Here is a 22,793-nt window from a genome sequence, read left to right as displayed (position 1 = left end):
TGCGGTCCCACCGTCTCCAGCAGTCTCTCAGCGGACTCGTCGCTCAACGGTGCGGGTGCCACGCCCCCGCATCCGCGCCGCGTCAGCGCTCCGTCACCACCGCGTCACCACCCCCGTGCCAGGCTCGGAGGCATGACCGAACTCCTCCTCGTGCTCGTCGGCGGTTTCGTGGTGATCGCCGCGGCCACCCTGCTCGCCCCGCGGCTGCGCATCGCCTCGCCGCTCGTGCTCGTGGCGGTGGGGGTGGCGGCGAGCTTCATCCCGCTCTTCGCCGACGTCGAGATCGACCCCGAGTGGATCCTCGCCGGCGTTCTCCCACCCCTGCTCTACTCGGCGGCGGTGTCGATGCCGGCCATGAACTTCCGCCGCGAGTTCGGCGCGGTGAGCGGCCTGGCGGTGCTGCTCGTGGTGGCCAGCTCGCTCATCCTGGGCGTGTTCTTCATGCTCGTCATCCCCGATCTCGGCTTCGCCTGGGGCGTGGCGCTCGGCGCCATCGTGAGCCCGACGGATGCGGTGGCCACCTCCATCATCAAACGCACCCCGGTGTCGAAACGGGTCGTCGCGATCCTCGATGGCGAGAGTCTCCTCAACGACGCGACCGCCCTCGTGCTGCTCCGCACCGCGATCGTCGCCACCGCGGCGTCGTTCTCGTTCTGGGGCGCGGTCGGCACCTTCGCCTACTCGGTCGTGGTGGCCGTGATCGTGGGAGCGGCCGTCGGCTGGCTCAACCTCTGGGTGCGCCGACGCGTGACCGACCCCACGGTGAACACCGTCATCTCGTTCGCGGTGCCGTTCGTGGCGGCGGTGCCCGCCGAGCTGCTCGGCGCATCCGGACTCGTGGCGGCCGTGGTCGCGGGTGTCGTGACCGGCATCAGGGCGCCGCGGGTGCTGTCTCCGCAGAACCGCCTCTCCGACTCACAGAACTGGCGCACGGTCGAGCTCGTGCTGGAGGGCGTGGTGTTCCTCACGATGGGGCTGCAGATCTCGTCGATCGTCACGGGCGTCGAGCGCGACCACGCGGGCGTGGGCACCGCCGTGCTCATCGCGGTGGGGGCGCTGCTGCTCACGATCCTCGTGCGGGCCGCCTACGTGGGGCCTCTGCTCGCGGTGCTGTCGCGGCGGGCGAAGCGGATGGGGCGGTTGCAGACGCGCCTGCAAGACATCCAGCAGAAGATCGACGGCCCCGGTGGCGGCCAGGCGGCCCTCGCCGAGCTCGGCCGAGACCGAGGCAGAGACCGAGACCGAGACCGAGACCGGGGTCGCGGGCCCGCCGAGCTGGAACACCGCCCGACCCGCCCGGAGCGCCGCGCAGCGCGCACCGACCGCGGCCCCCGCCCCGTCACCGAACGCCAGCTCGACCGCTTCGCTCGTCGGGTGCGGCAGGGCCTGGCCGACGTGAAGTACTTCCTCGACCAGCCGCTCGGCTGGCGCGAGGGCACCGCGGTGGTGTGGGCCGGGATGCGCGGCGCAGTCACCGTCGCCGCCGCCCAGACCCTGCCCGAGAACACCCCCTACCGCTCCACGCTGGTGCTCATCGCGTTCGCGGTGGCGGCGCTGTCGCTGCTCGTGCAGGGCGGCACGATCGGCCCGCTGCTGCGCCTCATCAGCCCGCCGCCGGCACCGGGATCGGACGAGGCCAAGGCGGCGCTAGCCGAGGAGGCTGCCGAGCAGTCGCAGATCTTCGACCTGTTGCGCGAGAGCACCGCCTCGATCCCCGAACCGCCCGAGCTGCGCGCCGGCGACCGCTCACCCGAGGTGTTCGACCTCGCGAAGAGGTACCGCCTCGAGGTGCTCGCCGCCCAGCGCGAGGCCCTGCTCGACGCCCGCGACCACGGCACCTTCGACGCCGACCTGCTCGCCCAGGAGCTGGCCAACCTCGACGCCTCCCAGATCGCGATGGAGATGCGCAACCGCATCGGCTGAGCGCGGCGGAGACGCCGCCTGCACCAGGCGCCGCCCGCGCCACCCTCAGCGCAGCTCCCGCGCCCCGATCACCCCCAGCAGCTCCAGCTTCTCGTAGCTCTCGCTCCCCGGCGCCGCCGTGTACACCAGCAGATGATGCGACTGCTCCGCATCCTGCAGACTCTGGCACGTCAACTCCATGAGCCCCAGCTCCGGATGCACGAACCGCTTCACCTCCCGCGGCCGCACCCCCACCTCGTGCAGTTCCCACACCCGCCTGAACTCCTCGCCCCCCGCATCCGCCCGCCCCCGCAGCAACTCGACGTACGACGCCGCCCGCGACCCCGGCCCCCGCAGCGTCGCGATCTGCCGCAGCCCCGACGCAAACATCCGGCTCAAGAACTCGTGCTCCTCCGGCGCATACAGCGACCGCGCCCCCGGCACCGTGAACCACCGGTACCCGAGGCTGCGCTCGGGCCCGCTGAACCGCGTGGTGTCGCCCGTGAGCGCCACCCCCAGCCGTGTCTGCCGCAGGGTCTCGCCGAGCTCGGTCACGATCTCGGCCGGCGTGTCGTCGAGCCGGTCCAGGATGCGCAGCAGACCCGGCGAGACATGGTCGCCGTAGGCGCTGCGGGCGGGCGGGTTGTGCCCGGCGAGCCGGAACAGGTGGTCGCGCTCGTCGAGCGTGAGGTGCAGCCCCTGGGCGATGGCGGCGATCATCTGCTCCGATGGCTGCGGGCCGCGCTCCCGCTCGAGCCGCGAGTAGTAGTCGGTGGACATGTGGCAGAGCGCCGCCACCTCCTCGCGCCGCAGCCCCGAGGTGCGGCGGCGTTCGCCGCGCGGCAGCCCCACGTCGTTCGGCTGCAGCGACTCGCGCCGGCGCCGCAGGAACTCGGCCAGGCCCGCGCGATCGATGCTCATGCACTCCTTCTTACCGGGTGCCGGCGCCGCCATCCACGGATCGCCGATCCCAGGATCGCACGGCCCTGATTCCGGATGCGCGGGGCCGCGAGGATCGCCCCATGACTCGCACATCCGCATCTGCATCTGCATCCGCATCCTCGTCCCGGACCCTCGACCTCCCCGACCTCACCGGCCGCCGCGCCCTCGTCACCGGCGGCAGCGACGGCATCGGCCTCGGCATTGCCACCCGACTCGCCGCCGCCGGTGCGCACGTGCTGCTCCCGGTGCGCAACCGCGCGAAGGGAGAGGCGGCCGTCGCGTCGATCGAGTCCGCGCATCCCGCAGCCGAGGTCGAGCTGCACGACCTCGACCTCTCCTCTCTCACCTCCGTCGCCGACCTCACCGGCGCCCTCCGCGCCGAAGGGCGCCCCCTGCACCTGCTCGTCAACAACGCCGGCGTCATGACCCCGCCCACCCGGCAGACCACCGCCGACGGCTTCGAGCTGCAGTTCGGCACCAACCACCTCGGTCACGTCGCGCTCGTGGCGGGCCTGCTCCCGCTGCTCGTCGCCGGCCGGGCGCGCGTGACTTCGCAGATCAGCGTGGCGGCGAACCAGGGCTCGATCCACTGGGACGACCTGAACTGGGAGCGCTCGTACGACGGGATGCGCGCCTACAGCCAGTCGAAGATCGCGTTCGGCCTGTTCGGGCTCGAGCTCGACCGCCACAGCCGCGCGGAGGGATGGGGTCTCTCGAGCACCCTCTCGCACCCGGGCGTCGCACCCACGAGCCTGCTCGCCGCGCGGCCCGAGCTGGCGCGCCCGCGCGACACGGCGGGCCGGCGCCTGATCGAGGCGATGTCGCGCCGCGGCATCCTGGTGGGCACCCCGCAGTCGGCCGGTCTGCCGGCGCTCCTCGCCGCGACGGCTCCGGATGCGGGCGGTCGCTTCTTCGGCCCGTCGGGCCCGGGGCACCTGGGCGGCACGCCGGCCGAGCAGAAGCTCTACTCGCGGCTGCGCTCGCCAGAGGAGGCGGCGCGGGTGTGGGACGTGTCGGAGAAGCTCGCCGGCGTCGCCTTTTCACCCGAGGCCTGACCGGGGAAGGCTGGCATGACCGGGCCTGCGCACTCTCGTGCGGACGGTCTCGTTCCCGCCGTGCGGGTGGTGGCGCCCGCACCGGCACCCCGATACTGGTCGCATGACCGCCGACACCGCACCCCGGACGGCCCCGGTGGGCGTGGCGGTGGTGCTCGTGTCGTGGGTGCTCGCAGCGGCGGCGCTCGTCGTGTCGGTGGCCGACTCGCTCGACTGGACGCCGGTGCTGCGCCTGGTCGTCACCGCGGTCGTCTACGCACCGGTCGCCGCCGTCGCCCTGAACCGGCAGGCCCGTGCCCTGTCGACCATCCTGGGTGCGCTCGCCGTGGCCAGCGGGCTGCTCGCGGTGATCGTGGTGCTGGGCGAACAGCCCGGGGTGCGGCCTGCCTTCGATGCCGTGATCGACGTGCTGCTCGTCCTCGCGCGACAGGCCGAGATCGCGGCGCTCGCGGTGATGCCCTGGCTGGTGGTGCGTCGCTCCCCGAGCCTGCGCCGGGCGGGGATCGCAGTGGGGCTGGCGGCGATCGCGCTCGACCTCTCCCTCTCGATCGCGAGGGGACTGGGCGCCGACGTTCCCCGCGCGCTCGTGATCGCCCCGCTCGGGGTGGCCGTGGCCGGGCTGGTCGGCGCCGCCGTGGTACTCGCGGGCGAGTGGCGGCGTGGCGACGAGCGTCAGCGACGGCAGCTCGTGTGGTTCGCCGTCGGGGCCGGCCTGCTCGTGCTGAGCTACGGCCGTGTGCTCGTGCCGCTGGACGGTGCGGCGGCGGCGGTGGGCGACGCCGCGTTCCTCGCGGCGCAGGCGATGCTGCCGACCGCGGTGCTGGCCTTCGTGCTGGAGGGCCGTGAGCGCCCGAACGACCGTCGACTGGTCGCGGGGATCGTGGCCGCGCAGTCGCTTGCCGTCGCGGCGGCGGTCTACCTTCTCGTCGAGCAGCTCCTTGTCGCCGTGACCCTGCCGGCTCCCATCGCCGGTGCTGCGGCCGCCGCGGCGCTCGCCCTCACGGTGAGCACCCTCAACGACCGCATCCGGCAGTTCACGCTGAGGCTCTACTTTCCGCGCCGCGTCTCGGCCCGGAGGGTGCTCGCCGATCTCGCGGCCCTCCGGCCGGCGACGATGGGCGACGACCCGGCACGTACCGTCACGGGCGCCATCGCCGCCACCACCACCGCCGCCGGACCCGATCCCGTCTCAGCACTCGGGGCGATCGCCGAGTCGCTCCGTTCCACCTGGCGGCTCTCCTCGGTCACGCTCGCCGCGGAGGGCGTCGATCCCGTCACCTCGGGCAGACCGGGGCGACACCGGCTCCGCTCCGGCCTGGCCGTCGCGGGCCGCGTGGTGGGCACGATCGAGCTCACCGCCGACGAAGACGACTTCACCATCTCGGTGCAACCCGTGCTCGACGAGATCGAGCCCTTGCTCGCCGTGGCCGTGATGCTGGCCGCCCTCAACCACGACCTCGAGGCCACGCGGTCACGCATGCTCGACGTGCGGGTGCAGGAGCGGAGGATGCTGCACCGGGCCCTCCAAGACGAGCTCGCCCCCTCCCTGGTGGGACTCGGCTTCGCGATGACGGCGGCGGCGCGTTCCGCGGGCGCCGGTGACCCCGGGGTGGCCGATGCCATCGCCGCACTCCGGGTGGAGACCTCGGCACGCGCCGAGGACGTTCGACGCCTGGCGCGGTCGCTGCTTCCCGTCTCCCTCGACTCGGGCGATCTCGATGCGGCCCTCCACGAGCTGGCTCACTCCTTTCAGGAGGCCGGCCTGCGCACGGTGACGGTGAGCTCGCACGGCTCAGACGACCTCGGCCCCGCCGTGCAGGTGGTGGTCTACCTGGTCGTCGCCGAGGCGCTCTCGGCGCTCGCCGGCGGTGCCGGGAGGAACCCGGGCGAGGATACGGCTGCCGGCAGCGCGGTCGACGTCGACGTGACGGTCGTCTCGTCGGAGCCGAGCACCACGGTGCACATCGAGGCGGAAGGTGTGGCGTCTCACCTCGCCGGAGCGCTCGACCGCGCGGTGCGCACCCGCGCAGCCGATCTCGGGGGCCGGGTGCGGGTCGAGGCCGTGGGCGCAGCCCTCTCGATCGACGTGGAGCTGACCCGATGACGCGCCGCATCCTGGCCGTCTCCGTCTGGGCGATCTCGTGGGCCTTCGCCGCGGCGGCGATCGTGCTTCTCATCGGTGCCGGCCTGCCGAACACCCCGGTCGAGGGCGTGTTCCTCTCCCAGGCCCCGCCGCGCATGCAGGCCACCTTCGACGAGATCGGGATCGTGGTGGCGATCGTCTACGGCCCGGTGAGCGCGCTCATCCTGGCTCGCCGTCCGCATCCGGTGGGCGTGGTGCTGGCCGTGCACGCGGTCGGTTCGGGCCTCGCGGCGTTCGGGGTGCAGTGGGGCATCCTCGGCCAGAGCGTGCCCGGACTGCCGCTGTGGGGCTTCTTCGCCTTCGCCGCCGGGTGGGGCTTCGTGCCGGGAACCTTCATGACGGCGGCGCTGCCGTTGCTCGTCACGCGGCGGCGCATCCCGCCCTGGCAGCTCGCCGTCGTGGTTCTCGCGGGGGCGAACGCGCTGGTCGCCTGGTTCGTGAGCGTCACGCAGCAGGGCAGCGGCGTTCCCGCGAACCCGTTCGCCGTGCCCGATCCCACCTACCAGTCCGTGCTGCCGGAGCTCTACGCCGCGCTGTCGTACCTCGGGGTCGCGCTGTCGTTCGTCTCGTGCGCCGTGCTGCTCGCCCGCTGGTGGAGGGCGCGGGCCCGGGAGCGTGTGGCCGTGGCCTGGCTCGGCATAGGGCAGCTGTTCCTCACGCTGTCGTACCTGCTGCTCGTGCTGCCGGGAGAACTCGATCCACCGGAGTGGGTGGTGGCCGTCGGCCTGGTGGCCCCCGCCTTCGGACAGGTGCTCTATCCCACGGCGCTCCTCGTCGTGGTGCTCGGGCAGCGGCTCTGGGGCGTCGAGATCGTGGTGAGCCGGGTGGTGCTCTGGGCGCTACTCAGCCTGAGCGGCGTGACGGTCTATCTCGTGGTCGTGGTGATCGCGGGTGGCGTGATGCCCGCTGCCGACGGGGTGTGGATCGTGGTGCCGCTGGCGTTGGCGCTCGCCGTGCAACCGGCACGCCGTTGGTTCCAGCGCCGCATCGACCGCCTCGTCTACGGGGAGGCGGCGGATGCGGGCGTGCTGCTCGGCAGGATCGGCGACGAGGTGGGGGAGCTGGAGCCGGGTGAGGCGGGGCTGACACAGGTGAGCGGGGCGCTCCGCCGGGTGCTGAGGCTCGGCAGGGTCGAGATCGTGTCCGCGGAATCGGAGCTGCGCGCGGCCTCCGGTGCGGAGCTGCGGGCCGAGCCGTCCGCGCCGCCTGCGCCGTCCGCACCGCCCCAGCATCCGGCACCCGCCCGCGTGGTGGCGCTGCGCGGCACCGACGGGTTCATCGGCGAGCTGCGGGTGTGGCCCCGAGAGGGACAGCGCCTCGACCGTCGCACCCTCACGGCGATCGACGACGTGTCGGGGCTAGTGGCGGTGGCGGTGCGTCTGGTCGAGTCGGCGCACGCTCTCGAGCGGGCCCGCGCCGAACTCGCCGCCACGAGGGCCGCGGAACGGCGTGCCATCCGGCGCGAGCTGCACGACGGTCTCGGACCCGAGCTCGCCGGAGCCGGGTTCGGTCTGGCCGCCGCCCAGAACCTCGTGCGGGAGCACCCGGAGCGTGCGGGGATCCTGCTCGACGAACTCGGGCGCGACATCACCCGCCGGGCACGAGACCTGCGCGACCTCGCCGCCGAGGTGTCGCCGTCACCGCTCGGTGGGTCGTCGCTCGTGGAAGGGCTGGGTGCGCTCGCCGACCGTTTCACCGTGCCCGGCCGACGGGTGCGGCTGAGGGTGACTGATGCACGTGCCCTCGCAGGCGACGCGCTGCGGGAGGAGGTGCAGAGCTCGCTCTACCTCGTCGCGGCGGAGGCCCTGTCGAACGCCGCGCGCCACTCCGGAGCAGGCACGGTGACCATCGCCCTCGACACGGTCGGGGGCGACGCGCGGCTCGAGGTCGCCGACGACGGACGAGGCATGGTCGGCGCCGTGCCGGGAGTCGGCCTGCATTCGATGCGCGAGCGGGCCACCGCGCTCGGCGGCACCCTCACGGCAGAGGGCGAGCACCTCGGCGGCGGGACCGTCGTCACTCTCCGCATCCCGCTCGAGCGGGGCCATCGCGTGCCGATCGGGGACATCGACCCCTGACGCCCGGGACGCCGGGACGGCGAGGCTCGCAGAGGGACGCGGAGTGCGTCCGCCACCCGAGTCGAGGAGTACCGCGTCATCATGTCCACCCATCCGCATCGCCGCCCCACGGGCGCCGGCCGCACCGCGGCCCGGGCCACCGCGCTCGTCGCGACCACCGTCGTGCCCCTCATGCTGCTCACCGGCTGCTTCGCCCTCCCCGGCACCGACGCCGGTCCGGCCGCCACCTCAGGCCCTGCCGCGGTCGGAGGCGACGACTCCGGAGCCGTCGGTTTCGACGGCGTGCAGTCCGCGACCCTGCAGATCGAGGCCGTGGGCACCTTCGTCGACCCGTCCTACGGCGGCTACGAGGCCGCCGGCTTCGGCTCGGGTTTCCTCGTCTCTCCCGACGGCATCGCGCTCACCAACAACCACGTGGTGACGGGTGCGGGAACGCTGAAGGTGTGGCTCGGCGGCGACACCTCCACCACCTTGAACGCACGGGTCCTCGGCTCCTCCGAGTGCCTCGACCTGGCCGCGATCCAGTTGCAGGGCGACGACTTCCCCTACTTCGCCTGGGCCGACGGCGACATCGTCACCGCCGGCGATGCCTACTCGGCGGGGTTCCCGCTCGGCGACCCGGTGTTCACCATGACCCGCGGAATCGTGTCGAAGGCCTCCACCCCGGCCGACACCCCCTGGGCATCGCTCGACAGCGTGATCGAGCACGACGCCCGCATCCGCTCGGGCAACTCGGGAGGCCCGCTGGTCGATCCCTCGGGACGGCTGCTCGGCGTGAACTACGCCGGAAGCAACCTCTACGACCAGAACTACGCCATCCACCGCGACGAGGTGCTGTCGGTGATCGACGAGCTCGTCGCCGGTGAGAACGTGCTGAGCCTCGGCATCAACGCCCAGGGCCTGAGCGACGACGAGGGCAACGGGCTCGGCATCTGGGTGAGCTCGCTCGCCTCGGGCGGCATCGCGGATGCGGCGGGCCTGGAGCCCGGTGACCTCATCACCCGCATGCAGGGCGTCTCGGTGGGCCTCGACGGCACCCTCGCCGACTACTGCGACGTGCTGCGCACGCACGGCCAGGACGCGTCGATCGACGTGGAGGTCTACCGTCCCGCCGACGGGCAGTACTACCGAGGCCAGTTCAACGGCGACCCGCTCTCCGCGGTGTCGGTGCTGGGCTCCGCGGGCGGCGCCAGCCAGGCCACGGGGGAGTTCACCACCATCACCGACGACTCCGGCTCGGTGCAGGTGGAGGTGCCCGCCGCCTGGACCCAGGTCGACGGCTCACCCTTCGACGACCAGCGCGGCAACACCTACCAGAGCATCGTGGCCAGCCCCGATCTCGCCGCCTACACGGCGGGCTGGTCGGTGCCGGGTGTGAACGTGCTGGCCTCGCAGTCCGCCGTCGCGAACACCTCTCCGGCCGATCTGGTGGCCGAGATGGCGGCTGCGCTGCCGCAGCACGGCTGCGTCTCCGCCGGCACCGACGACTACGACGACGGCTACCACGTGGGCATCTACGAGTACTGGACCGACTGCGGCCCCGAGAAGGCGGAGTTCCTCGTGGTCGGTGCCACCTCCACCGCGAACGACTACATCGTGCTCGTCGCCGTGCAGGCGGTGTCGGAGGCTGATCTCGATGCGATCGACCGCGTGCTCGGCAGCTTCATCGCCGAGTACTGAGCCAGCTGTCGTGAGCGGAATGACGATGCGGATGTGCGGGGCCGGTGCCGTGATGGCACTGGCCCTCGCCGTGGGGCTGGCCGGATGCGCGGCAGACCGCACGGTGGTGCAGACGACGCTCGGATCTCCACCATTCGGTTCGACGGCGTCGGCGGTGCTCGCTGCGGGCGCGGAGGCCGAGCTGTGGCGGGAGCTGCTCGAGCCGGTACGTGCAGACGTGACCGATCTCGCGGGCGCACTCCTCGCATCCGGTCTGCCGGCGGCGGGTGCCGACTCGCAGCCGCCCTCGGCACGCGCGGTGCACTCGCCCCTCGGTGAGGCCGGCACCCACGCCGCAGCCTCGGCCTCGGTCGACGACGGGTGGCTGCGCGCCACCACCGTGCACGGCCTCGCCGTGTACGAGCCGCGGCCCGGCGGCCAGCGGTGGTGGCACGAAGCGGCGATCGGCCTGCCGCTGTGCGCGGGCGCCGAGGCGGCGGCCGGCGGTGGAGTCGCCACGCCGCGCCTCCTCATCACGCTCGTGCAGGAGTACGTGCACGACGACGGCTCCTCGACCGAGCTTGTGGCCACGGCAGTGGGGGCACCGTGGGTTCCCGAACTCACCGGCGACCCCGTCACGGGGTTCGACGTCGACCTGAGGCTCACCTTCTCGCTCGCCCTGCGCGGCTCCGACGGTCACGAGCGGGTGTTCGGCGCAGGAGCACCGCTCGACCTCCGCGACGTACCGTTCACCGCCGACGGACTGGGTCGCGCGGTCGCCGAGGCGATCGAGGACGACGGTCTGCAGCTGCACGGCGACGCCGAGCTCGCCCCGCACGCCCCCGGCCTGGCCGGGGCGCTCGGCGCGTTCGCACCGGCCGTCGGTCCGGTCGTGGCGCTGGCCCGCGATAATGGGCTTCACGGCGACGACGATCCGTGCGGGGAGGGCTGATGATCGAGCAGGATGCGGTCGCGCCCGGCATCAGGGTGGCGGTGGTCGACGACCACCCGCTGTTCCGCCGGGGCATCGTGTCACTGCTCGAGACGCTTCCCCAGGTGGTGGTGGTCGGCGACGCCGCCTCGCTCGAGGAGGCGCTGGCACTCGCCGAGGCGACCCACCCCGACGTGGTGCTCATGGACCTCGACCTCGGGGAGGATTCCGGCATCGACGCGACCCGGCGCATCCTGAACCTCGATCCGCGCATCGCGGTGCTCGTGCTCACGATGCTCGGTGACGACCGGTCGCTGTTCGCGGCGATGCGGGCGGGGGCCCGCGGTTATCTGCTCAAGGTGGCGTCGCCCCAGGAGGTGGAGCGGGCCATCAGGGCGGTCGCTGCGGGGGAGGTGCTCTTCGGCGCCGACGTCGCCGCCCGGGCCGTCGCCTACCTGAGCGGCGCGGGGCCGGAGTCGCCCGCGCGGGCCTTCCCCGAGCTCACGGAGCGCGAGAACGACGTGCTCGAGCTCGTGGCCCGAGGACTCGACAACGGGTCGATCGGCCGCACACTCTTCCTCACCAGCAAGACGGTGCGCAACTACGTCTACGGCATCGTGAGCAAGCTCGGGGCCGCTGACCGCAGCGCGCTCATCGTGATGGCGCGCGAGGCCGGCTTCGGGGTCGACGCGTCCTGAGCGATCGAGGACATCGGCATCTGGGGGTCGGGCCGTCGGGCCCGGAAGTGTCGAGATGCGCCCGTTCCGGCGCTCTCACCTCGACACGAAAGCGAACGAAAGACCATGACCTCCCTGCCCGAGTCACCGAGTGCGGCCCCTGAGGGTGCCGCGCCCACGGCGGCCCTCAGCGCCGATGCGCCCCTCGTCCGCCGCAGCGGATTCCAATTCACCGTGTGGCCGCTCTGGGCGGTGCTCGCCGGGGTCGCCGGCGCAGTCGCGACCGTCGGCACCGACCTCAGGCCACCCGCCGAGCTCGCCGCCTGGGAGGCGGGAGCGGAGTACACCGTCACCCCGGCCGACATGCTCGAGCTCGATCCGTTCCTCGGGCGCATCGGGCACGTGGCCGGGTTGGTGGCGATCATCGGGTTGCTCGTGTTCCTGTCCGCCTGGCGGCGCCGGGTCGAGCGCCCCTTCGCGCGATCGACCGCTGCCCGCGTGGTGTCGGCAGGGCTGCTCGCCACTGCCGGCGCGGCGCTGCTCGGCTACGGTTGGCGCGGCGCGCTGGCGAACTACCTCGGCCCGGAGGCGGGCCTCTACGGAGAAGACGGCCTGTTCGTGTACTACATGCTCACCGACTTCGGCGCCTACCTCCCCTGGTTCGGGGCGCTCGTCTCGGCGCTGGCGCTCGCCTGGATGGCGTTCGTGGAGCGCAGCGTGTCGCGGCTGCTCGGTACGGTGAGCGGTGTGATGGCGATCGGCCTCCTCGTCGGGGTGGTGGCCACCGGGGTGCCTGGACTGCCGGGCGTGCTCATGCCGGTGTGGCTCGCCGTCACCGGTCTCTGGCTGACGCTCGGGCGAAGCCTTGTTACGGATGCGGAGATCACGCGATGACCGTGCGCATCCGGGCCGCCGCATCCCGTGTTCTGCTGCTCGGTGCGGCCGGCGCGCTCGCCGTGGCGCTGACGGGCTGCTCGTTCTCGGCGGGCACGGAGCTCGGGGTGGATGAGCCCGTGGTGGATGAGCCCTTGGTGGACGAGCCCGCTGTGGCGGCCGATGACGGCGCCGGGGCGGAGGAGCCGCTGGGCGACGTGCCCGAGGAGTGTCTCGCGGTCTCCGTCACCTCGTGGCCGGGAGCCGACCTCGCCGACGTCGAGTCGATCCCCGCCTCGTGGCCGCAGCCGCCTTCGGGTTCCGTCCTGTGCAGCACAGGAGGGGGCGGCTCGACCGAGACGGCGGCGTACGCGTCGCCGCTCGCGATCGACGAGATCCTCGCCCACTACGAGTCGTCGCTCGGTTCGGAGTACTCGTTCGAGCGCTTCTCGGGTGAGGAGAACGGGACGGGGTACGACTCGCTCGACGGGAGCGGACCGGGCGTGGGATTCCAGGTGCGGGAGAACGACGGGGGATTCACCCTCGTGTTCGCGACCGACGGATTCTGACCGGCTGCGGTCACCGCACGACGGCGCGTGCGCCGCGTCACAGGCTCCGGGGGTGGTGTTCGGGTCACCACCCCCGGTCTCTCGCGTACTGTGGGAGCACATCCGGTGCCTCACGCGTGGCGCCCCGAGCCTCGAGGAGCCAGCCCATGTCCGTCGGCCTGCTCGCCGTCGTCGACGACATCCTGACCGCCGCCCTCAAGGCCAGCGCCAAGACCGCGGGTGTCGTCATCGACGACGCCGCTGTCACGCCGCAGTACGTGCAGGGCCTCACCCCGGCGCGCGAGCTGCCCGTGGTGTGGAAGATCGCGCTCGGCAGCATCGGCAACAAGTTCATCATCATCATTCCGCTCGCCCTGCTGCTGTCGGCGTTCGCGCCGTGGGTGCTGCCGTTCCTGCTCGTGATCGGCGGAACGTTCCTCTGCTACGAGGGCGCCGAGAAGGTGATGGAGTGGTTCGGCTTCCACCACGGCGCCGAGGAGACCGAGCAGAAGTCGGAGCGCAGCCTGGTGTTCGGGGCCATCCGCACCGACCTCATCCTGAGCACTGAGATCATGCTCATCGCGCTCGCCAGCCTCGAACCGGGCCTGACCATCTGGATGACGCTGGCGGCGCTCGCCGTGATCGCGCTGGCAATGACCGGCGTGGTGTACGGGGCCGTGGCGCTGCTGGTGAAGATCGACGACATCGGCCTGCGGCTCATGAAGAGCCCGGCGCGGCGGGTTCGGCGCACCGGGGCGCGGGTGGTGGCGTCGATGCCGATGGTGTTCCGCGTGATCAGTGTCATCGGAACGGTGGCGATGCTCTGGGTGGGTGGACACCTCGTGGTGGCGAACCTGGCCGAGACGATCTGGGCCGGGCCCTACGAGCTGCTGCACGCGTTCACCCACGCGATCGAGGCGGCGGGGCCCGTGGTGGTGTGGATCGCCGACACCGCGTACTCGGCGGTGTTCGGGCTGCTGCTCGGGCTCGTGGTGGTCGCGGTGGTGCTGGGCATCACGCGGTTGGTGAAGCGGATGCGCGGTGTGCCGGCTTCAGCGCACGCGGCCGACGCGGCGCACTAGGTGCCGGTGCGTCTGACCGCTCAGTCGCAGGCGATCCCGTCGCCGTCACGGTCGAGGTCGTAGATGTCGGAGCCGATCACCTGCACCGGGCCGGCCACGTAGGCGGGGCCGTTGCCGCTGCCGCCTGCGCAGTCCACGTCGGAGGCGATGGGCACGCAGGCGCCGGCGTAGTTGGGGTCGCAGCCGCCGCCCGCATCCGGAGCCGGTTCGGCGGCCGCCGGTGGGGGAGGCGGCGCCTGACGGGTGCCGATCGCGGTCACCTCGTCGACGGGAGCGACCGTGATCACCTCGGAGACCAGGGCTCGACCGGTCTCGACCCCGTCGACCAGCGTGATCTCCCAGGTCGAGACCTTGGTGCCGTTCGCGCCCGCGGTGACGATCACGTTCGTGCCGGCGTCGACGTTCGGGTCGTCGTAGCTGGTCTGGCCGAAGCCGATGGCCTCGGAGGTCTCGACGCGCTGCACGGTCGTCACCGGGGTCGGGGTGGGCGTGGGCGTCGGTGTCTTCGCCGGTGCGGGTGTCGCCGTGGGCTTCGGGGTCGCGGATGCGGGGGCCACGGATTCGGCGACGAGCACGGCATCGCCCGTGCCCGCGCCGTCACCGCCCCGCGAGCTCGCCTGGACGCCGACGATGGAACCGATCACGAGCACCGCTGCCGCGGCGGCACCGACGATCACGGCGGTGCGGGTGCGGCGTTCGCGCTTGGCGGGCGTGACAGGTGCGAGTGGCGGAGTGGCCGGGTTCGGGTCGTTCCACGCCGTCGTGAACTCCGTCCACCGGGTTCCGTCCCAATAGCGCTGCTGGCGCGAGTCGGAGGGATCGGGGTACCAGCCCGCGGGCTTCGGCGCAGTCGTCACCTGACGAACACTACGACTGTCGAGGATGCCCGGTGTAGCCCGCTTTCGGGGGTGCGGTGCTCATGTGCCGGGCACGGGTGCCAGCCGTGGCCGCAGGAGGCAGAACTCGTTGCCCTCGGGATCGCTCAGCACGTGCCAGGACTCCTCGCCTGTCTGGCCGATGTCGGCGGGGCGGGCGCCGAGGGCGAGCAGGCGCTCGAGTTCCGCATCCTGCTCGCGGTCGGTGGCGTTCACGTCGATGTGCAGCCGCGATTTCGCGACGCGGGGCTCGTCGTTCTTGCTGAGGATGATCGTCGGCTGCGCCCCGCCGAATCCGTCTCGCGCCCCGATCTCGACCGACCCGTCGTCCTCCCGATCGAGCACCACGAAGTCGAGCACCTCGCACCAGAACGCCGCCAGCGCCTCCGGATCACGAGCCTCGAGCACCAGTTCAGAGAGTCGACATGCCATGCCCGCACCGTACTCCGGGTCCCGCTCCGCGCACACCCGCCGGTGTAGCGGGTAGGTCGCGATCAGTCCTGCAGCAGTTCGACCTCGACGAAGACGACGCCGTCCTCCTGGGCGGCCACGTCGTGCGCGCGACCGGCGGGGCCGGTGTAGCTCGCGCCCGCGACCTGCACCATCTCGGTCGTCGCACGGTCGGCATCCGTCGCCGTGAGCCGGCCGCCGGTGATCGGTACCACCACGTAGTCGAACTCGTGCACGTGGAAGCCGGTCTTGTCGCCCGCCCGGTCGAACGCCCAGCGTGTCACCCGGATGCGCCCGTCGTCGATCGTCGTCTCGCCGCTGATCTGTGCCACATGCATCCCCTCGTCAGAGGCCCCCGGGGGCCGGTTGTTTCACGCTACCCCGTTGCCCACATAGGGGGCTGTCGGCCCAGCCTCGATCTGGTGAGCCTTGAAGCATCACCACCCCGATCAGATTCGAGTGACCCGCCCATGCCGCGCCTTCCCTTCCGCCGCGCCCCGCGCATCCGTCGTTCTCTCGCGGGAGTCGGCACCCGAATCGTCGCCGGTGTGGCGATCGCCGCCGTCGTGGTGGGCGGTGCCGTGGTGCTCGACGCGCCCGAGCCCGCGCAGGCGAAGGGTGACCTGCCGCGCTGGGCCGACACGCTGAACAACACCGTCGGCACCGCCACCGAGCTCTTCGGCGGCAAGGCCATCGCGAAGGACTTCGACCTCGCGATGAACCTGTTCGGACCGATCATCTCGTCGCTGTTCGGTGACTCGCACTCGGGCCCCGGCATTCAGGACGTGCTCGACAAGCTCGAGGAGCTCGACGACATCGAGAATAAGCTCGACGTCATGCAGAGCGAGCTCGTCGACATCAAGCAGAGCATCCTCGACGTCGACCTCAGTGTGCTGCAGGGCACCTGCGTGACGCAGACGGTGACGCTGCCCGACTACCTCACCGACCTCAAGACCGCGCAGCGGGCGTATGAGGAGGTGTTGCACGAGCTCGCCGAGGCACGCACCGACAGCACACGGGCGATCGACCTCACGCGGGCGATCAACTCGTTCATCGTCGCGACCATGGGATCGGCCGATCACGTCGACGCCTCCACCAGCATCATGGCGCAGAGGATCGGCAACGTGCACGAGCATCTCGTGACGAGCGGTGGGCGGCCGGGCGCCATCCAGAGCTGCGGAACCGCGTACTTCGAGCAGTGGAAGCTGCAGCAGACCTCCGCCGCCGCGCGCGGTGCCACGACCGAGACCCAGCGCGGCATCTGGCTCGACGACCGCCAGTACTACGAGCCGCTGCAGCAGATGGTGCAGTTCTGGCAGACCGCCGAGGCGCACGGGCTGTTCTTCTTGCAGCAGGCGTCGCTGATGCAGGCGGCGATCCAATACACGGTGGCTGACGGACGCGCGCTCGCGCCTAGCGAGTCGGCGTCGGTGTGCAAGTCGGCGATCGACAACCGGGCCGGCAACGCGCGCTTCGTGTGCACCACCTCGCTCACGTTCGCGAACACGTTCCACGTCATGCTCGTCGAGGAATGGAAGCAGGTGGGGCTGCCCATCTCGAACGACAACGTCGTGATGAGCCTCGGCACCGACCTCACGGGCGTCACCGACAACGGCGCCGCGACGACGTCTCTCGTGTGGGCGCGCAAGCCCGGCAACGTCTCCGCGCCGTGGGTGCAGTCGACCTGGAACGCGGCCGCGAGTGCGGTGAGTTACGACGGCCTCTCGGGGTTCCTGCCCGCGAACTCGGCGCAGTTCGGTGCGCTGCAGTCGCAGTACGTCACGTCGCACACGAACGTCATCCCCTTCGTGCAGACGCCGGTGCAGAAGCTCGACGGGTCGACGGATGCGACGTGGAGAACCGCGGGCGTGAAGCCCTTCGCGCCGTTCGACCTGCTGACCCTCATGCGCGAGAACGTCGCCCCGGGCGAGACGACCGGTGCCTTCGACACCACGGGCGTCGACATGGTGTGGCTGCCGAACGAGACGGCCACCCGCTACATCAGGGCGTGGTGGTACAACGTCGACAGGAAGCTCTACGGTGCCACCGGCAACCTCGCGTTCGCGCCGTCGATGGCGACGGGCTGGCAGGACAAGAACGCCGACTACCACTGGTTCACCGAGAACGGCATCTCGGTGCGGTGCATGGTGGCGCCGGTCGATGGTCTGCTGTGCGGCGAGGAGACCATCGCGTCGTGGTTCATCGCCCGGCAGTCGGCGGACTGGTCGAACCAGGGCGGCGTGATGAAGGTGCGCCCGAGCTCGCCGGTGCTGGGCGACTTCGAGGGCAACGCGAACAAGAACGTGCGCTGCGAGCGATGGCGCGAGGCGTCGATGATCTACCCGACCGGATGCGAGTGGACGTTCGACCGCGGCGTCACGAAGGCCCCGCAGTGGCTCGCGGCATGGACGCTCAAGGACGGCACCACGATCGACGCTCCCTCCGCCGCGCACACGCTCTGGCCGGTCACCGCGGTGCCCGCGGAGTGCGGCAAGACGAGCTGGGGCGTGCCGACCCGCTGCGGGGCGTCGATGGACGCCTGGCTGAAGGCGAACATCCCGAACCCGGCCGCGCCTGGGCCGCAGCCGACAGCGGCACCGGTGGTCACGCCGTGGGTGTTCGGGCCCTCGAGCGGGATCTGCTCGCTGCCGACGTGGGCCCCGAACTCGGCCGAGGAGGGTGTGGCGATCACGACCAGTGACGTGACGTGGACGGGCTGGGTGCCCGGGCGCGGCGGCATCACGGCGACCGCGCCGCAGACCACGGTGTTCGAACCCTCCCAGATCGCGCTCGACCTGGGGTTGTGGGCGCCGGATGGGGGCATCCCGGAGCCCTTGGTTACCGAGGTCTATCTCACCTGCTCGATGGATGCGAAGTACGCCGATCTCGCGACCGTCTCGACCGTGACGAGCGCGGTGACGACGGCACGGTACAACGGGATGACCTTCGACCTGGTGCGGGTCGGCGCGGAGGAGCCTGCCGAGCCGGCGCCTTCGCCGATGCCCTCCCCGTCGCAGCCCTCTCCCGCTCCCGCGCCGACCGGAACCGAGCCGACGGATGCGGCCGGCGGCCCGTCGACGCTGGCCGCCACGGGCATCGGGTCGGTCTCAACAGGCCTATGGGCCGCCGGTGCGGTCGTGCTCGCCGGACTCGTCCTCGCGCTTGTCGCCGCCCTCCGCAGTCGCCGCACCGCCCGCGCGCGCCGCTGAGCGAGACGTTCACGCCGCGGTAGCCTCCGTGCGTCCCTTGAGAAGCTGGCTCACCCGCTGCTTCGACACGTGCAGCATCGCGCCGATGTCGTCGAGCGACATCCCGCTCGACCGCAGCAACTGCACCGCCGCCCGTGACTTCGAAGCGGCCACCGCGTTGTGGTGGCGCGCAAGCGCCCGAGCCTCGTCGGCTCGCGCCAGCTCATCTGCCACGGGCCCCGGAATGGTCGGCTCCAGATCGACCTCGATCTCACTCTCGTGCTGGCCGGTCACGAAGGCGATAGCCTCGATGATCTCGTCGACGTGCGCGAGATGGCGTACCTGAGAGATGGCGCCGGGAGCGTCGACTGCTTGCAGCACCCACCACCGCCCTGTCCACTCAGCGGTCACCGCGTAGTGAGTCATCTCCACCATCCCTTTCCGAAGACCTCGTCGAACTGAGCCCAGAATTTGCGCACCGTCACCTCGTCGATCTCTCGATGACGCCCAAGTGTCGACCTGGTGCCGCCGACAGTGATTCCCGTGTGGTTCGTGAGCTCGGTCTCAACGTAGTCGAGGCCAGCTTGCCGAGCGGCCGTGCGTACCCGTTTTAGTACCAGGCGCCTCTTCATGATAGGTGTCTACCTGCCACTTGACAAGCCTGTCTAGTCGGCAATTGACACGCGCGCATGAGCTTGATCACTTGGTCCCTTCAATTCCGCTCCCGCCGTCTCTGACACAGGAAGATGCGCTGTAGGGATTGGCGTCACGCTATCGGGTCACCGTGCAGACCGGGCGGGCTGCGGGTCGCGCTGTGGATAACTGACCGGAGACCGCGCCTGTTGACGCGAGACGTAACGCAAGGTCATGCGGTGCCTGGCTGCGCGCGGGCTGGCGTAGCCTGGTAGGGCAGTGCGCACAACGAAGCCTCGCGTCCCGGTCTGGGACACGCCTGCGACACCCCATCCGTGGAGTCGCGCGCCGTCGTGGCTCCGAATTCGAGGAGCACACTGACATGGTCACGATGATGACAACCCCCCTCACCAGCGCATCCGCCGCTCTCGCCCGGGCGGGGTTCTGTCGATGACCACTCTCGCCTTCTCCATCGACAGCACCCGCTTCGACGAGGACTACAGCCCCCTCGCGAACTCCCGCATCACCACCAACTTCGCCAACCTCGCCCGCGGCGAGAAGCGGCAGGAGAATCTGCGCAACGCCTTCGGGATGATCAACGGCCGCCTGAACGAGCTGGCCGGCGCCGGCGAAGACTCCCGCTACGCCATCGAACTCGACATCATCTCCGTGAGCGTCGACATCGACGGCGAGGGCCTCCACGACGCCGTCCCCCTCATCGAGGTGTTGCAGACCACCGTCGTCGACACCCGCACCGGCGACCGCATCGACGGCATCGTCGGCAACAACTTCTCGTCGTACGTGCGCGACTACGACTTCAGCATCCTGCTGCCCGCCCACGTGGCCACCGCATCCGAAGCGCCCCTGCCCGACGGCTTCGGCGAACTGCACGGCAACCTGTTCAAGGCGTTCCTCGCCTCCGAGGTCTACGCCGAGCGCTTCGCCAAGCTGCCCGTCATCGCCCTGAGTGTCTCGACCAGCAAGACCTACCAGCGCACCGAGGTCGAGCATCCGGTGCTGGGCGTCGAGTACCACCAGAGCGCCTACTCGCTCACGGATGCGTACTTCGCCGAGATGGGCCTGCAGGTACGGTTCTTCATGCCGCCGGGCAGCCGTGCGCCGCTGGCGTTCTACCACCTCGGTGACCTGACGGCCGACTACACCGACCTCGAGCTGGCGGCCACGATCGCCACGATGGAGACGTTCCAGAAGATCTACCGTCCCGAGATCTACACCGCCACCACTCCCGCCGGCGCCACCTACCAGGGCAGCCTCACGAACCCCGACTTCGAGGGCACCTCGGTGGTCTACGACCGTGAAGAGCGCAGCCGCCTCGCCGTCGAGCAGGGCAAGTTCGCCGAGGAGCACTTCATCACGCCGCATCAGGAGGCGCTCGACGAGTGGTCGCGCGAATTCGCGGCTTCGGATGCACGCCTCAACGACCAGCCCAACGCCCACGATTTCGCACAGCAGGGAGCCCGGTGATGACCACGCTACTTCCCACCTCCACCGCCGGCAGCCTGCCGAAGCCCGCCTGGCTCGCCGAGCCCGAGAAACTCTGGTCGCCCTGGAAGCTCGACGGTGAAGAGCTCACCGAAGGGCGACGGGATGCGCTGCGCCTGTCGCTCGCCGACCAGCAGCAGGCGGGCATCGACATCGTCAGCGACGGCGAGCAGACCCGTCAGCACTTCGTGACCACGTTCATCGAGCACCTCGACGGGGTGGATTTCTCGAAGCGTGAAACGGTGAAGATCCGCGACCGCTACGACGCATCCGTTCCCACCGTCGTGGGCTCGGTGACCCGCTCGCGCCCCGTGTTCGTCGACGACGCGCGTTTTCTGCGCGCGCAGACCGACCAGCCCATCAAGTGGGCGCTGCCCGGGCCGCTCACCATGGTCGACACCCTCTACGACGCCCATTACGGCAGTCGCGAGAAGCTCGCGTGGGAGTTCGCCGGCATCCTGAACCAGGAGGCCCGGGAGCTTCAGGATGCGGGGGTCGATATCATCCAGTTCGACGAGCCCGCGTTCAACGTGTTCTTCGACGAGGTGAACGACTGGGGCGTGGCCGCGCTGGAGCGGGCCATCGAGGGTCTGACGGTCGAGACGGCGGTGCACGTGTGCTACGGCTACGGCATCAAGGCGAACACCGACTGGAAGTCGACGCTGGGGGAGGAGTGGCGTCAGTATGAGGCGATCTTCCCGAAGATCCAGGCGTCGGACATCGACATCGTGTCGCTCGAGAGCCAGCACTCGCATGTGCCGATCGACCTGATCGAGCTCATCCGGGGCAAGAAGGTGATGGTGGGTGCGATCGACGTGGCGACGTCGACGATCGAGACGCCCGAGGAGGTCGCGGACACGCTGCGGCGGGCGCTCGAGTTCGTGGATGCGGACAAGCTGTACCCGTCGACGAACTGCGGCATGGCGCCGCTGCCGCGGGGTGTGGCGCGCGCGAAGCTGGCGGCGCTCGCCGCGGGTGCGGAGCTGCTGCGGGCGGAGCTGGCGGCGTAGGGCGCTGACGAAGTGCTGTGAGATGAGCCCGTGGGTGTCGATTCGACTCCGGGGGCGCTTCTCGTCGGGCTGCGCTGCTGCTCGTCTCCTCCATTTCTCACCGCTCACGCTCTTGCCTCGATAGCGTGAGCCATCGATCCTGGTGGCTCGGCCTGGTCTTCTGTCGGTGACCCAGCCGTGACCATCGAAGGCAAGCGCGGAGCGCGCGGCAGTCTCGTCCGGCGGGTTGGGGAGATGGTCGGGATGACGGTGAGCTGCCGCGCGCTGCGCGCTTGCCGACGATGGGTGCGGGCCGGGTCTCGCTGGTGGGCACCGCGGGTTAGGCGGCTGGGCGTTGGGTGGTGCGTCGGCGGGTGGTGGGGATGGGTGTTTGGGTGGTGTCGATCCAGCGGGGTGGGATGAGGTGGGGGACGCCTGCGCGCATGATCAGTGTCCACGATGAGCGGTGCAGGTGGCTGTGGTGGAAGTGGCAGAGAAGGACGCCGTTGTCGATGTCGGTGCGGCCTGGTGGATGATCGGCGGAGACCCATTCGTCTGCATGATGGGTTTTGGAGTTGCCCTGGTTTGGCGGACACCGTCAGAGTGGTCGTGATGGCCACGGAAGGGTGTCGTCATGGGATCGGTTTTTTCGGAGGAGTTCAAGGTCCAGATCATCGAGGTGTTTCGGGGTGGTGGGCGAACGTTCGTTGATATCGGTAAGGAGTTCAACCTGTCGCCGACGACGGTCGCGAACTGGGTCAGGGCGGCTGATAATCGGGAGCGTCGGCTCTCGAAGCGAGATCCAGTCGAGCCCAGCAACGACAAGGCGGAGATAGCCCGGTTGAAGCGAGAACTCGCGCAGCGCGAGGAGGAGCTCGAGATCTTGGGAAAAGCTCTGGCCTTCTTCGCACGCCGCAGGGACCAGTAGAGATCTACTCGTATATCCATGCGGAGAAGGCCACCCGTCCGGTGAGGATCAGCGTGATGTGTCGTGTTCTCGGGGTGTCGAAATCGGGGTATTACGGCTGGGTCAAACGGATCGGTTCTGCGCCCACGGGTCGAGCGGCCCGTGACCTGGAAGTGTTGCGGGAGATCCAGGCGATTCATGAGGCGTTCCGGTTTTATGGGTCACCGCGGGTGCACCGTGAGCTCGTCAGAAGAGGAATCCGGGTCGGTCGGCACCATGTCGCCCGGTTGATGCGGGTGGCGTCCCGTGTGGTGGTGGAGATTCCGACCGGGTTGCCGGCGTCGTGGACGTGGGTGAG

At 70.7% G+C, this 22,793-nt stretch carries 20 protein-coding genes; 15 read left to right on the top strand and 5 right to left on the bottom strand.

The window, feature by feature from the left end:
• Positions 1–132 precede the first annotated feature (132 nt).
• Positions 133–1,923, top strand: a complete 1,791-nt coding sequence (locus N1031_RS19995; protein WP_259481703.1) for a cation:proton antiporter — start codon at positions 133–135, stop codon at positions 1,921–1,923.
• A 45-nt stretch (positions 1,924–1,968) separates the two neighbouring features.
• Here the strand turns inward: N1031_RS19995 and N1031_RS19990 are convergent, their stop codons facing one another.
• The gene (locus N1031_RS19990; protein ID WP_259481702.1) at positions 1,969–2,823 is read right to left on the bottom strand and encodes a helix-turn-helix transcriptional regulator; all 855 of its coding nucleotides are present in this window, start codon (positions 2,821–2,823) and stop codon (positions 1,969–1,971) included.
• A 101-nt stretch (positions 2,824–2,924) separates the two neighbouring features.
• Here N1031_RS19990 and N1031_RS19985 point away from each other — a divergent pair, with 101 nt between their 5' ends.
• From N1031_RS19985 to N1031_RS19945, 9 genes are all read left to right on the top strand, one after another.
• Positions 2,925–3,899, top strand: coding sequence for an SDR family oxidoreductase (locus N1031_RS19985; RefSeq protein ID WP_259481701.1), 975 nt, complete (start codon positions 2,925–2,927; stop codon positions 3,897–3,899).
• A 103-nt stretch (positions 3,900–4,002) separates the two neighbouring features.
• The gene (locus N1031_RS19980) at positions 4,003–6,003 is read left to right on the top strand and encodes a sensor histidine kinase (protein WP_259481700.1); all 2,001 of its coding nucleotides are present in this window, start codon (positions 4,003–4,005) and stop codon (positions 6,001–6,003) included.
• Positions 6,000–8,120: an ATP-binding protein gene (locus N1031_RS19975; protein WP_259481699.1), complete on the top strand. Its 2,121-nt coding sequence runs from the start codon at positions 6,000–6,002 to the stop codon at positions 8,118–8,120. The genes N1031_RS19980 and N1031_RS19975 overlap by 4 nt, the downstream gene beginning before the upstream one ends.
• An 81-nt stretch (positions 8,121–8,201) precedes the next feature.
• Entirely contained in the window at positions 8,202–9,800 is a 1,599-nt protein-coding gene (locus N1031_RS19970; protein ID WP_259481698.1) for a S1C family serine protease, read from the top strand.
• A gap of 10 nt (positions 9,801–9,810) precedes the next feature.
• Positions 9,811–10,731 (top strand): hypothetical protein, encoded by a 921-nt coding sequence (locus N1031_RS19965; RefSeq protein ID WP_259481697.1) that lies wholly within the window; start codon positions 9,811–9,813, stop codon positions 10,729–10,731.
• The gene (locus tag N1031_RS19960; RefSeq protein ID WP_259481696.1) at positions 10,731–11,408 is read left to right on the top strand and encodes a response regulator; all 678 of its coding nucleotides are present in this window, start codon (positions 10,731–10,733) and stop codon (positions 11,406–11,408) included. The genes N1031_RS19965 and N1031_RS19960 overlap by 1 nt, the downstream gene beginning before the upstream one ends.
• Before the next feature lie 105 nt (positions 11,409–11,513).
• On the top strand, positions 11,514–12,281 hold the full coding sequence (locus N1031_RS19955; RefSeq protein ID WP_259481695.1) for a hypothetical protein: 768 nt from the start codon (positions 11,514–11,516) through the stop codon (positions 12,279–12,281).
• Complete coding sequence (locus tag N1031_RS19950) at positions 12,278–12,829, top strand: hypothetical protein (RefSeq protein WP_259481694.1); 552 nt, start codon at positions 12,278–12,280, stop codon at positions 12,827–12,829. The genes N1031_RS19955 and N1031_RS19950 overlap by 4 nt, the downstream gene beginning before the upstream one ends.
• Before the next feature lie 146 nt (positions 12,830–12,975).
• Positions 12,976–13,890: a DUF808 family protein gene (locus N1031_RS19945; RefSeq protein ID WP_259481693.1), complete on the top strand. Its 915-nt coding sequence runs from the start codon at positions 12,976–12,978 to the stop codon at positions 13,888–13,890.
• A 20-nt stretch (positions 13,891–13,910) separates the two neighbouring features.
• Here N1031_RS19945 and N1031_RS19940 read toward each other — a convergent pair whose 3' ends face one another.
• The 3 genes from N1031_RS19940 to N1031_RS19930 form a co-directional block, all read right to left on the bottom strand.
• Positions 13,911–14,747 carry a G5 domain-containing protein gene (locus tag N1031_RS19940; protein WP_259481692.1) on the bottom strand — a complete coding sequence of 279 codons (837 nt, stop codon included), beginning with the start codon at positions 14,745–14,747 and terminating at the stop codon, positions 13,911–13,913.
• A gap of 60 nt (positions 14,748–14,807) precedes the next feature.
• Complete coding sequence (locus N1031_RS19935; protein ID WP_259481691.1) at positions 14,808–15,197, bottom strand: VOC family protein; 390 nt, start codon at positions 15,195–15,197, stop codon at positions 14,808–14,810.
• Between the two features lie 62 nt (positions 15,198–15,259).
• Positions 15,260–15,547: a cupin domain-containing protein gene (locus N1031_RS19930; RefSeq protein ID WP_259481690.1), complete on the bottom strand. Its 288-nt coding sequence runs from the start codon at positions 15,545–15,547 to the stop codon at positions 15,260–15,262.
• 138 nt (positions 15,548–15,685) lie between these two features.
• Between N1031_RS19930 and N1031_RS19925 the strand changes: the two genes are divergently transcribed.
• Positions 15,686–18,424: a hypothetical protein gene (locus tag N1031_RS19925; protein ID WP_259481689.1), complete on the top strand. Its 2,739-nt coding sequence runs from the start codon at positions 15,686–15,688 to the stop codon at positions 18,422–18,424.
• A gap of 9 nt (positions 18,425–18,433) precedes the next feature.
• Here the strand turns inward: N1031_RS19925 and N1031_RS19920 are convergent, their stop codons facing one another.
• Positions 18,434–18,829 (bottom strand): helix-turn-helix domain-containing protein, encoded by a 396-nt coding sequence (locus tag N1031_RS19920; protein WP_259481688.1) that lies wholly within the window; start codon positions 18,827–18,829, stop codon positions 18,434–18,436.
• Positions 18,830–19,486: 657 nt separating this feature from the next.
• On the opposite strand from N1031_RS19920, the gene N1031_RS19915 reads away from it, so the two are divergent.
• The 4 genes from N1031_RS19915 to N1031_RS19900 all read left to right on the top strand — a co-directional run.
• Positions 19,487–20,521, top strand: a complete 1,035-nt coding sequence (locus N1031_RS19915; RefSeq protein WP_259481687.1) for a putative oxygenase MesX — start codon at positions 19,487–19,489, stop codon at positions 20,519–20,521.
• Positions 20,521–21,549 carry a methionine synthase gene (locus tag N1031_RS19910; protein ID WP_259481686.1) on the top strand — a complete coding sequence of 343 codons (1,029 nt, stop codon included), beginning with the start codon at positions 20,521–20,523 and terminating at the stop codon, positions 21,547–21,549. Before N1031_RS19915 ends, N1031_RS19910 begins: the two co-directional genes overlap by 1 nt.
• 613 nt (positions 21,550–22,162) lie before the next feature.
• Positions 22,163–22,456 (top strand): transposase, encoded by a 294-nt coding sequence (locus N1031_RS19905; RefSeq protein WP_259481685.1) that lies wholly within the window; start codon positions 22,163–22,165, stop codon positions 22,454–22,456.
• Between the two features lie 41 nt (positions 22,457–22,497).
• The coding region (locus N1031_RS19900) for an IS3 family transposase (protein WP_259481683.1) at positions 22,498–22,793 on the top strand (296 nt) is incomplete at its 3' end.

It is taken from the genome of Herbiconiux moechotypicola, assembly GCF_024979255.1.
GTDB classification, from domain to species: Bacteria; Actinomycetota; Actinomycetes; order Actinomycetales; family Microbacteriaceae; genus Herbiconiux; species Herbiconiux moechotypicola.
The sequence above is the reverse complement of the archived record's forward strand: the minus strand, read 5'-3'. Positions and strand labels throughout refer to the sequence as shown.